This window comes from Streptomyces griseoruber, from assembly GCF_001514205.1.
In the GTDB taxonomy this organism is placed as follows: domain Bacteria; phylum Actinomycetota; class Actinomycetes; order Streptomycetales; family Streptomycetaceae; genus Streptomyces; species Streptomyces griseoruber.
Window position 1 is genome coordinate 275,805 of record NZ_KQ948777.1, and the last position, 11,007, is coordinate 286,811.

Below are 11,007 nucleotides of genomic sequence, written 5' to 3' on the forward strand. Positions count from 1 at the left end.
CCGGTCACTGAGATGTGCGCATCACCGCAAGCTTTCTACCCATCCGAGGCCCGGGCGTCCCACCGTCGTCCCCGACGCCCGGTCATCGTTGACGCAGTGTGCCGAAGGCCCTGAGGACGCGGACCGCCCCGTTCTTCAGGGCGGGGTGGCCGCGTACCACGTGGTGGGCGGCGCGCAGGGGCTCGTGCCGGAGCCAGTGGAGGGCCGCGGCGGGGCCCGCCGTCCTCAGGGCTCCTTCGTGGACCAGGAGATCTCCGGTCTTGAAGGAGTTCTTGTACGGGGCCTCGCCCCGGCCGAAGTCCACCAGCCGGATGCCGGACTCGGCGGCGGCCTCGATCATCCGCAGATAGAGGATGCGGCCCGGTGAGTACGTGGCGAGGGCCCGGTCGTACGAGGGGAACCAGCAGGAGAGGACCGTGCGCGAGCGCAGGCCGAAGTGGGCGGCGACGGGCCGGCCGGCGGCGTAGAGCACCGAGAGCGTGCCCGAGCAGTCCGCGGCGTCGGTCGCGGCGAGACCCTCCACCAGCCGGGCGATCCAGGGCTGGGCGAAGGGATCGCGCCGGCCGGTGCGGCGGTAGTGGGCGGACTTCCAGGCGACCAGGGTGCGCAGGGCCGCCTGGCTCCGGTCGTCGTGGACGAAGCGGACCGGCCCGATGTTCCGGGTCATCCGGCGCTCCTGGGCCCGTGCCGTCTTCAGGAAGCCACGGGCATGGGTGCGCAGATGGCGCTCGTAGTGCGCGAACCCGTCGGTGAGGTCGACGACCGGGGACGCGAACTGGCCCGTCGCGTACGGGAGGAAGAGATCCTGGCCGCTTTCGAGGTGGTTGAACTCCCAGGTGTTCAGGCCACAGGCCCGCATCAGGTGGTGCGGATCCAGGCGCAGGCCGGGGGCCAGGACGGCGCCCTGGCAGTCGGAGACGCCCAGGCCGACGGCCCTGCCGCAGCCCCAACGGCCCCTCTGGTACGGGAAGTAGCCGACCGTACGGCCGTTGCGGCGCAGGACCGCCACCCGGGTGTCGTGCCGCACCCGGCCGACGGCCTGGCTGAACTGGGCACTCATGAACGGGTTGGTGGCGGTCGTGGTCGCGGCCCGCAGGTCGTTCCAGTGATCGAGGTCGGCGGCGGTCAGATCGCGGGGGTGCACGATGGAGATACGCGGAGCGGTGGTGGTCATGGCGTCTCCATCGTCGATGAGACGCGCAGGCCAGGCGCCCGGAACAGGAAAACCGGCCCATGTGAACGTTCAGCCGAGGACTCACGGGGACGGGTGAACCGCCCCGGGGCGCCACGGTTCGGTCCGGGCCCTGTCCGTTGCCGGTGGCCCAGGACACGATCGGGGCGATCGTGTGTCCGGTGTGCCGAGTACGGTCCGGACACGCCGTGGGCGGGCCCGGGGAGCCCGCCGAGAACGCGCCGGCGACGAACCCGGCCGCCGCGCGGGCCCCGTGCGTCCGGTACCGCGCCGGCCGGGCCGGGATCCCCGCCGCTTCGTCGCCGTGCGCGCAGCTTGCCCTGGACACCGCCGGGTCCGGCCGGTGCTGGTGGGCCGCCCGCCGCTGCCGGCGGACCTCCCGGTCACCGTCGTGGACCACGGCAACCGGGGCGGCGCCTTCCAGGCCGCCGGCGATCTCTTCTCCCAGGGCCACCGGCGTGTCCTTCCGACGTCTCGGTGGTCGGCTTCGGCGACGTCCCCTTCGCCGCGGACCTCATCCCGCCGCTCACCTCGGCCCGGGCCGGCTGGTGATCCGCGCCAGCCCGTGCGCACGCCGGCAAAACCTGACGGAACTTGACAGGTATGGCAGGAAGCATGGGCTCGTCAGGACGGCATTCCACGGCGTGAGGAGCCCCCGTGCACATCCGGCAGACCGTCATCCCCCTGGGGGGCGAGGAAGCCTCCCGTGAGGAATCCGTTCCGTTCGAGCGGGCCTGGCTCGGCGTGGTGTCGGCCGAGCACGCCCGCCGTGCGAGCCGGCACGGCTGGATCCAGCTCAACCACGGCGACCGCCGCAACGTCGCCCGGCTGCGCCGGGGGGACGGATTCGTCTTCTACTCGCCCACCGAGCGCCTGGGCGACCGGGCGAAGCTGCGCGCCTTCACGGCGCTGGGGACCGTTGCCGACGACGAGCCCCATCTCGCCGACGAAGTCGTGAACATGGGCGCCAGAGGGACCCTGCGGCCCTGGCGACGGGCCGTCGACTTCGCGCGGGTGCACGCCGTCGGCCTGCACACCGTCACCCACGACCTGGCCCTGACCCGGGAGCGGAACTGGGGCTACCGACTGCGCTTCGGGCTGCTGCCGCTGGCCGTGGCGGACTTCGAGGTACTGCGCGGAGCGATGGAGCGAGGAGAGGAGTCGCCGCGGTCGCCTACGGGGCCGTGCGCGCCGTGAGCAGCGGTAAGAAGAAACCTGATTCCTGGGGCGGCCGCCCCACGGGGTCCACGACGCCCGCGTCGGCCACGAGCGCGCTCAGACGGTCCCGGCCGAGCGCCCAGTAGGTGGCCCCGCGGACCTGGACACTCCACCGCCCGTCCGCCGGCAGGAGCTGGAAGTGCTCGAGGTCGTAGTGCTCGCCGCCTCGTGCCAGTGCCAGAGCCGGAAGGAGACGGTGCGCTCCGCTCCGCCCACGGGCCGGTGGACCTGGGGAGGCGTCGATTCGGGCCGGTCCGCAGCAGGTCGTCGCAGGGGCGGGTGCCGAGCAGCAGCCGGCCGCCGGGGCGCAGGACACGGCGCATCTCCGTCAGCGCGGTGTGCACGTCCTGGGCCGTCAGAAGGTGCGGCAGGGAGTTGTCGGCGCAGACGACGGCGTCGAAGCGGGCGTCCGGAAACGGGAGGCGTCGCATGTCGGCGGCGGCCGTGCGCAGTGTCACCTCCCTGAGGGCGGCCTCACGGGCGGCCCGGGCCGCCGCGCGGGGGCTGAGATCCGTCCCGGTGACCTCGTGCCCGTGCCGGGCGAGGCCGGCGGCCGGGGTGCCGATGCCGCAGGAGCAGTCCAGGACAGCCGCCCCGGCCCGGCCCGGCAGCGCGTCGAGGGCACGGCCCTGCCGGCGGACGCTCGCGTCCCCGTCCGCGTGGATCAGGTGGTGGTCGTCGGCGAGTTCGTCGGAGAAGCGGCGGGTCACCGAGGTCTCGGACATGACCGGACACTGCTGAACTCGCCCGCTGAGCCGCGGCGCCTGGACGGGCGTTGTCAGTGGTCCGGAGGAAGATGCCGATCATGACGTCGCCGCTGACCTCGCCGCTGACCCTGCCCGCTTCCCTGACGGACGCCCGTCGGGTCGATCCCGCCTCCGACGGGTGGGCGTTCGTCACGCATCACGCCGTGGCCACGCCCGCGGGGGACACCTACGTGGTGTCCGGGGCGCGACGCTATCGATGGGAGGCCGAGGGGGCGACGGATCCCGCGGAACAGAACTTCGGCTGTCAGCTGATCACCCGCCACGGCACCGACGGACGGCCCGTCGCCGTCGCCCTGTACGGGCAGCCGCGCCCGGACGGCACGCCCTCGGCGGTCGAGGAGGGCACCGAGCCGACCCTGGCGGTCCTTCCGGACGGGACCCTCGCCGTCAGCTCCAGACCGGGCAGCACCCATCTGCTCTCCGCGGACCTGAGCCGGGTCCTGGCCTCCTGGCGGATGCCCTGGGGCTGGCAGGAGGAGAAGGAGCGGAACGGCGACCCCTACGCCGCGTCGATATCCGTCACGCCCTCGGGCCGGCTGCTGTGCGTGACCTCCGAGTACGGGCTGAGCAACTTCGCCGGAGCCCACCCCAACATCGTCGCCCTCTCCGAGCCGGGCGACCCTCTCGCCCCCGGCTCCAAGGCCACGCTCCGGGCCCTCGCCACGCACGACGCGCGCACCGACCGCCAGACCGATGCCGACCTCCGTGCCCACGTCCGCTACCGGGGCGCGCCGGTGGGCCACGACAACCGTCCCTCGCCCTCGCTGACCGAGATCGTGTCCGAGGACGCCGCCCGCTCCGACGACTACCACGACTGCACGATGGGACGGCCTGCGGCGCTCGGCGACGACCTGTTCGTCGTCCCCGTCTTCGGACGCCTCTACCGCTCGGGCAACCGGGGCCAGGTCTTCACCTTCGCGCTCCTCGACGACCAGGGAGCGGTCCGGGGCCGTCTGGAGGGGCTCCACCGGTACGAGGACAGCCCGTTCACCGGCTTCTGCTTCACCGTGGTCGGCGATCCGTACCGCGCCCGCGCCTTCCATCTCAACCGCTTCGGCCTGTACGCCTGGAGCGCCGACGGCCGGCTGCGCTCCCGTATGTCCACCGAGGACAAGCCGTACAAGGCGCTCACCCACTTCACCCTCCTGGAGACCACGCCCGCCGGTGAACTCCTCCTCGCCCACCGCACCCAGCACCTGCTGCTCCGCGTGCCGGTCCCGGAGGACCTCGACGGCCTCGCGGCCGCGGTGGAGGCGGCCCTGAAGAGCTACGCCCGCGGGCGCACGGCGTGGAAGAAGGAGTACGCCCCGGTGAACTGGCACTGGGTCGACGGCTCCGCCCGGGTGCACCACCTGTGAACCCGGACGGAGCCGCCGGGAGGGCCCGGCCTCACGCCGTCGGGGCGGGCAGCCACAGGTCGGGGCCGAAGACCTCGTAACGGATCCGCCGGGCCGGGACGCCGGCGCGCAGCAGCCCGCCCCGTATCTCCCGCATGAAGGGCACCGGGCCGCACAGGAACACCGTGGCGTCCGCGGGCAGTTCGATCCCGTCGAGGTCCATCGGACCGGTCCGGGCGGTGGGCTCCTCCGCTCCGGGACGCTCGTACCAGAACGTGGCACGGGCGCCCGGCAGCCGCTCCACGAGGTCGCGGGTCTCGGCCCGCAGCGCGTGCTCGGCGGGGGAGCGGTCGGCGTGCAGGACCAGCACCGGGCGGGTCGAGCCGAGGCCGGCGAGGTGGGCCAGGATGCCGGTCATGGGGGTGCAGCCGATGCCCGCGGAGACCAGGACCACCGGTGCGCCGGCGTCGGCCGGCTCGTCGAGGAAGATGTCACCGAACGGCGCGGACAGCATCAGCTCGTCCCCCGCCCGGACCCGGTCGTGCAGCAGGGTGGAGACCTCTCCGTCCGGTCCGCCGGCCGTCCCCGCGACCCGTTTCACCGTGATCCGCCGCAGCTCGCCGCCCGGGGCGCAGGACAGGCTGTACTGCCGGAGCTGACGTACCCCGTCGGGCATCCGGACCCGCACGCTCACGTACTGGCCCGCCCGGGCGTGCGGTGCGGGCGCGCCGTCGGCGGGGCGCAGCAGGAACGACGCCACGTCCGCGGTCTCCGCCCGGCGCTCGACGACCGTCCACGGCCGCCACACCTCGCCGGGCGCGACCCCCGCGTCCTGGTAGAGCCGGGCCTCCCGCCCGATCAGGGCCCCCGCCATCAGCCAGTACACCTCGTCCCAGGCGGCCGCCACCTCCGGGGTGACCGCGTCCCCGAGCACCTCGGCGATCGCGCCGAACAGGTACTTGTGGACGATCGTGTACTGGTCGTCGGTGACCCCGACGGCCGCGTGCTTGTGCGCGATCCGGTCCAGGAGCGTGTCGGGACGGGTGTCCGGGGCGTCGAGCAGCGCGGTCGCGAACCCGGCGATCGAAGCGGCGAGGGCCTGCCGCTGGGCGCCGCTCGCCTGGTTGCCCCGGTTGAACATCCCGTCCAGCAGTTCGGGCCGCTCGCGGAACATCGTGGCGTAGAACCGCGTGGTGATCTCGTCGAGCGCTCCGGCGACCGCGGGCAGGGTGGCACGGACGACTGCGGCGGATTCTGCGGACAGCATGGAGCCTCCCGGGGAGGGCCTGAGACAGGGGGAGCGCCGCTTCGGATGGCGGCGGCGCACCTCTGTCTAGCAGGCGAAAGCCAGGATTCCGGGCCCGATCGGCCGTCCGGGACGAAAAGGGGACCAACGGCCCCACCGGTTCGGGAACATCGGCCCGGCGGGCGGCCCGGCCGACGGGACGTACGGCGGGACGCGACCGCCCTTCGGCCCGGGGACCGGGCGCGGTAGGGCCGACCGGCCCTGGCCCTCCGGCCCCCGATGGCGCAAGATCTCCCTAAGGCCAGGACCGGTCACGCCCTCGTACGGGGCAGGCCGGCCCAGGCGTCCCACGGTACGAACGAGGAGCGATCCGATGGCGGACGGCGAGCGTCCCGGACCCGAGACCCCGATCCGGGTCTTCCTGCTGGACGACCACGAGGTGGTCCGGCGCGGGGTGCGCGACCTGCTGAACGACGAGCCGGACATCACCGTGGTCGGCGAGGCGGGCACCGTGGAGCAGGCCCTCGTACGGGTGCCCGCGCTGCGCCCGCAGGTGGCCGTGCTCGACGTACGGCTGCCGGACGGCGACGGCGTGACCGTCTGCCGCGAGCTGCGGTCCAGCATGCCGGAGCTGCTCTGTCTGATGCTGACCTCGTTCGACGACGAGGAGGCCCTGCTCGACTCGATCATGGCCGGCGCCTCGGGCTATGTGCTGAAGCAGATCCAGGGCACGGATCTGGTGTCCGCGGTCCGCACGGTGGCCGCCGGGCAGTCGCTGCTCGACCCCAGCGCCACCACCCGCCTGATGGCCCGGCTGCGCCAGGGCCAGGAGCCGGAGCCCGAGCCGGACGCCCTGCCGGGCCTGACGGACCGGGAGCGCGAGATCCTGGCCCTGATCGGCGAGGGGCTGACCAACCGCCAGATCGGAGAGCGGCTGTACCTGGCCGAGAAGACGGTCAAGAACCACATCTCCCGGCTGCTCGCCAAGCTCGGCGTGGAGCGGCGCATCCAGGCCGCCGTCATCGCCACCCAGGCCCAGGACCGGCTCCGGCAGAAGGGGCACTGACCCCTCGGCGCGGACCCGCACACGCTCCGGTCGGTACGGCAAGGGACCCATGGCCCCTTGCCGTACCGCTGTGCTCAGGCGCTGTACCGGGCCCCGATCACCTCGCGACCGGTGACCATGCCGGGCTCGATCCGGACGAAGACGCCGTCCCTGATCGGCATCCACGAGGTGGGACCGCTCTCGGACAGCCGGTCGTGCTCGGCCGGGTCGGTCACCACGGCCGCCTGCCCCGTGACGACGACGCTCCAGCCCGACTGGGTCGCCGCGTGCCACTCGTCCGCCTCGAAGGCGACCACGACGCCGTCGATCGCACGGACCAGGTCGGAGGCGGCCGAGGTGCGCAGCACGACGGAGGCGTCCGGGTCGAGGGTGAAGTTCACGGGGAGGACCGCGGGCAGCGCGTGTCGGGTGTACACGACACGGCCGACCGGCACCTTCGCCAGCAGGCGCAGGCACTCCTGCCGGTCGAGCGCGCGAAAGGCATCGTTCTGAACCATCCGTCCATCGTGGGACGCGCCTCCGGGTCCCGGGTAGGGCCGGACGGCCCGTTCTGGGCACGGAACACGGGCCGCCGAACGGAGCGGGACAGGGCGGAGGGGCATGGCGGAGGGGCCCCGCGACGTGAGTGCCGCGGGACCCCTCCGGGTGCGGGATCAGACGGCGCTGTCGGCGCCCCACGGGGCGTACAGGTCGAGCAGCCGGGTGCGGGTGGAGCGCAGACGGTGGGCGAGGACGTCACCGACCCACTGGCCGACGGCCCGGCCCAGCTCGGGGTCCTCCTCGCACATCATGCGGACGGCCGTGGCGTCGAACTCGTACGCCCGCACCGGCGTCGCCGCCTCCGCGCCCAGGTGCCAGACGTGGGGCGTGAACAGCCAGGACCAGCCGACGAGTTCGTTGTGCCGCAGGGACTCGATGACGGCCGCGCGACGGCCCGGCACATGCATGTCCAGGTCGACGGTGCCCGTACGGATGATCCAGAACCGGTCGGCCCGGCCGCCCTCCTCGAACAGCCGCGTTCCCTGCGGGAAGGACACCTCGCGGGCGACGCGCAGGAGCCGCTCACGGTGCGCGGCGGGCAGGGCCCGCAGCATGCTGGGCGCAGGTGTGTCGATCATGGCGTGCCTCCGGGCTGGTCGGCGGGATCTGCCATGTCCAGCATGGTCCCGGCGCCCGCTCACGGGCCATGGGCCGTCCGGTACCCGGCCCGGGCCGGTCGGCCCGGCCCCGGACAGGGCATCCTGACGGCATGCGCACCGTCGGCGTGGACCTCTCCGCGCGCCCCCGTCGTACCGCCGTGTCCGTGATCGACTGGTCCGGGGAGCGGGCCGTCGTGCACGCCCCCATCCTGCGCTGCACGGACGATCGCCTGCTGGAGCTGCTCACCGCGCTGGGGGAGGAGGACCGGGCCGGGGTGGACTGCCCGTTCGGCTGGCCCGTCGCGTTCGTCGAGGCGATGGCCGCCCACGCCGCACCGCACCCCGACTGGCCGGGCCGGGACGCCGCGGGCGACGACGATCTCCGGGCCCTGCGCTACCGGCGCACCGATCTGCTCGTCGCCCGCCACGCCCCGCGCTTTCCGCTGTCGGTCTCCTTCGACAAGCTCGGCTCCGTCGCCGCCCGCTGGGCCCGCCTGCAGGCCCGGCTGGCCCGGCTCGGCCACCCGGTGGACCGCACGGGGGCCGGCCGGGTGGCCGAGGTGTACCCGGCCGCCGCCCGGCACCGCTGGGGCCTGCCCCTGGGCACCGTGGACGAACTGACCGCCGCCGCACCCTGGCTGCACCTCTCCGGCACGGCACGGCAGACGTACGCCACCGACCGGGACGCCTACGACGCGCTCATCGCCTCGCTGACCGCCCGGGCGATCGGCGTACGGCGCACCGCGTGGCCCACCGCAGCGGACGCCGGGCCCGCGCGCACCGAGGGCTGGATCCACCTCCCTGAGCCGGACTCCCTCCCCGGCCTCCTGCACGACTGACGGACACGGCCGACGGACACGACCGGACACGACCGACGGACACGACCGACGGACACGACTGACGGACCATCACCGAGTCTCCGCCGTAGGGCCGTTCGGCCCCCGGCAGGGACCTCAGGCCCCTGCCGTCCCAGGGGCACCGGACCGGAGACTTGCGGTGCATCCCCCAAGGAGGTCCGCACATGTCCGTCATCACCGTCGGTCTCGACGGCTCGCCCGAGAGTCTCGCCGCCGCGGACTGGGCCGCCCGCGAGGCGGCCCAGCAGGAGGCGCTCCTGCGGCTCGTCCACGCCGAGGAACCGGTGGTCCCCCTGTACGCGCCGCTCGGCGGCATCTCCGCGCCCGGTGTGCTCGCCGCGCAGCGCGACTGGGCCGCGCACCTGCTCCGGGAGACGGAGTCCCGGCTCGCGCTGCGCCGCCCCGATCTGCGGATCACCGCCGAGGAGACCCGGCAGGAGGCCGTGCCCGCCCTGCTGTCCGCCGCCGGACACGCCGACCTGCTGGTCCTGGGGTCCCGGGGCCTCGGCACGGTCACCGGGTTCCTGGTCGGCTCCGTCGCCCTGGCCGTCGTGGCGCGCTCCGAGCGGCCGGTCGTCCTCGTGCGGGCCGGTGAGCGCGCCGAGGACGAGCATCGGCCGGACGCCGGCGGAGCCGCCTCGGAGGCCACGCCGTACCGCGACGTCGTGCTCGGCCTGGACCTGGCGAACCCGGCCGCCGCCGTCCTCGAGTTCGCCTTCGAGGCCGCCCGCCGCCGCGCCAGTGGGCTGCGGGTCGTGCACGGCTGGAACCCGGCGGCCGTCTACGGCTACGGCGCCGTCCTGGACGCCGGTCTCAACGCCGAGCTGGCCGAGGAGGCGCGGCAGGGGCTCAGCGAGGTTCTGCGGCCGTGGCGGGACAAGTTCCCCGGCGTCGAGGTCCGGGAGCAGACGGTCGTGGGCGGCGCCGGCCGCCATCTCGTGCACGCCTCCCGGGACGCCGCACTGGTCGTCGTGGGCCGCGCGCAGCGCCACACCCCGGTCGGCGGCCGCATCGGCCCGGTGACGCACGCCGTCCTGCAACACGCCTCGGCACCGGTCGCGGTGGTACCGCACGACTGAGGGCGGGCCACCGCCCGACCGGCCCGCCCGGCGCCACCGCCCGGCGCCACCGCCAGGTGCCGCCGCCCGGTGCCGTCGGCCGGGCCGGTCGGGCCCCACCCGGGACCACCGGCCCCTGCCGCCCGGGCCCCCGGGAAACCACGCTGGAATCGGATCTGTCGCACCAGGAGGTGGAGATCATGCTCCGCACTGTCACCGTAGGCCTCGACGGCTCGCCCGAGAGCCGGGCCGCCGCAGAGTGGGCGGCCCGCGAGTCGACCCTGCGCAGCCTGCCGCTGAAGCTCGTCCATGTGTGGGAGCCGGTACCGGAGCCGATGGCCCAGGCCCCGCTCCTCGGCGCGGAGACCCAGCAGCACTGGACCGAGCGGATCCCCCGCGAGGCGGCCGAGGGCGTCGCGCTGCGCCACCCCGGCCTGGAGGTGATCACCGAGCAGCTCTACGGCCACCCCGGCGACGTGCTCGCCGAGGCGGCGAAGAACGCCGAACTGCTCGTCCTCGGCTCGCGCGGCCTCGGCGGCCTGGGCGGTTTCCTGGTCGGATCGGTCGGCCTGTCGGTCCTCGCGCACGCCGAGCGCCCCGTGGTGCTGGTCCGGGCGCTGGAACAGGCCGCCGACGAGCACGAGCCGGACCCGGTGGGCATCCCGTCCGCCGCGACGCCCTTCCGGCCCGTGGTCCTCGGGCTCGACACCGCGCATCCGGACGAGACGCTCATCGCGTTCGCCTTCGACGCCGCCCTGCGCCGCGAGACCCCGCTGCGGGTCGTCCACGCCTGGAACCCGCCGCCGTACTACGCCTACGGCACCCCCGCCAACCCCGCCCTGCACGAGGCGCTGGCCCTCAGCGCGGCCGAGGAGGTCGCCAAGGTGCTCAGCCCCTGGCGGACCAGGTTCCCGGGCGTGGAGACCGTCGAGGTCACCCGCTACGGCAGCCCCGCGGTCCATCTCGTGGACGCCTCCCACGAGGCCTCCCTGGTCGTCGTCGGCCGGCGCACCCGCCGCAACCCGGTGGGCAGCCACATCGGCCATGTCACCCACGCCGTCCTGCACCACGCCACCGTCCCCGTCGCCGTGGTCCCCCACGACTGACCCACCCTCTGCAGGAGTTGA

General features: G+C 74.4%; 10 protein-coding genes and 1 pseudogene. 6 read left to right on the forward strand and 5 right to left on the reverse strand.

Translation table 11 applies throughout. From position 1 onward, the window contains the following. Nucleotides 1-82: 82 nt before the first annotated feature. Entirely contained in the window at nt 83-1,174 is a 1,092-nt protein-coding gene (locus AQJ64_RS32955) for a GNAT family N-acetyltransferase (RefSeq protein WP_055631310.1), read from the reverse strand. Between the two features lie 675 nt (nt 1,175-1,849). On the opposite strand from AQJ64_RS32955, the gene AQJ64_RS32960 reads away from it, so the two are divergent. Next, entirely contained in the window at nt 1,850-2,389 is a 540-nt protein-coding gene (locus AQJ64_RS32960) for an EVE domain-containing protein (protein WP_055631311.1), read from the forward strand. On the opposite strand, the pseudogene AQJ64_RS46790 reads toward AQJ64_RS32960, so the two are convergent. Then, nucleotides 2,367-3,135: pseudogene (locus AQJ64_RS46790) on the reverse strand (class I SAM-dependent methyltransferase). The gene AQJ64_RS32960 and the pseudogene AQJ64_RS46790 overlap by 23 nt on opposite strands. Nucleotides 3,136-3,215: 80 nt before the next feature. Here AQJ64_RS46790 and AQJ64_RS32970 point away from each other — a divergent pair. Then, nucleotides 3,216-4,535: a hypothetical protein gene (locus tag AQJ64_RS32970; RefSeq protein ID WP_240512432.1), complete on the forward strand. Its 1,320-nt coding sequence runs from the start codon at nt 3,216-3,218 to the stop codon at nt 4,533-4,535. A 31-nt stretch (nt 4,536-4,566) separates the two neighbouring features. Here the strand turns inward: AQJ64_RS32970 and AQJ64_RS32975 are convergent, their stop codons facing one another. Next, nucleotides 4,567-5,781 carry a globin domain-containing protein gene (locus tag AQJ64_RS32975; protein ID WP_055631313.1) on the reverse strand — a complete coding sequence of 405 codons (1,215 nt, stop codon included), beginning with the start codon at nt 5,779-5,781 and terminating at the stop codon, nt 4,567-4,569. A gap of 352 nt (nt 5,782-6,133) precedes the next feature. On the opposite strand from AQJ64_RS32975, the gene AQJ64_RS32980 reads away from it, so the two are divergent. Next, the gene (locus AQJ64_RS32980) at nt 6,134-6,826 is read left to right on the forward strand and encodes a response regulator (RefSeq protein ID WP_055631314.1); all 693 of its coding nucleotides are present in this window, start codon (nt 6,134-6,136) and stop codon (nt 6,824-6,826) included. 74 nt (nt 6,827-6,900) lie between these two features. On the opposite strand, the gene AQJ64_RS32985 is transcribed toward AQJ64_RS32980, so the two are convergent. Beyond that, nucleotides 6,901-7,323: a pyridoxamine 5'-phosphate oxidase family protein gene (locus AQJ64_RS32985; protein WP_055631315.1), complete on the reverse strand. Its 423-nt coding sequence runs from the start codon at nt 7,321-7,323 to the stop codon at nt 6,901-6,903. A 156-nt stretch (nt 7,324-7,479) separates the two neighbouring features. Continuing rightward, complete coding sequence (locus AQJ64_RS32990) at nt 7,480-7,944, reverse strand: cyclic nucleotide-binding domain-containing protein (RefSeq protein WP_055631316.1); 465 nt, start codon at nt 7,942-7,944, stop codon at nt 7,480-7,482. A gap of 131 nt (nt 7,945-8,075) precedes the next feature. Between AQJ64_RS32990 and AQJ64_RS32995 the strand changes: the two genes are divergently transcribed. From AQJ64_RS32995 to AQJ64_RS33005, 3 genes are all read left to right on the forward strand, one after another. After that, complete coding sequence (locus AQJ64_RS32995; protein ID WP_055631317.1) at nt 8,076-8,804, forward strand: DUF429 domain-containing protein; 729 nt, start codon at nt 8,076-8,078, stop codon at nt 8,802-8,804. A 182-nt stretch (nt 8,805-8,986) separates the two neighbouring features. Beyond that, nucleotides 8,987-9,901 (forward strand): universal stress protein, encoded by a 915-nt coding sequence (locus tag AQJ64_RS33000; RefSeq protein ID WP_055631318.1) that lies wholly within the window; start codon nt 8,987-8,989, stop codon nt 9,899-9,901. 179 nt (nt 9,902-10,080) lie between these two features. Continuing rightward, on the forward strand, nt 10,081-10,986 hold the full coding sequence (locus AQJ64_RS33005) for a universal stress protein (protein ID WP_059203239.1): 906 nt from the start codon (nt 10,081-10,083) through the stop codon (nt 10,984-10,986). Nucleotides 10,987-11,007: the final 21 nt, after the last annotated feature.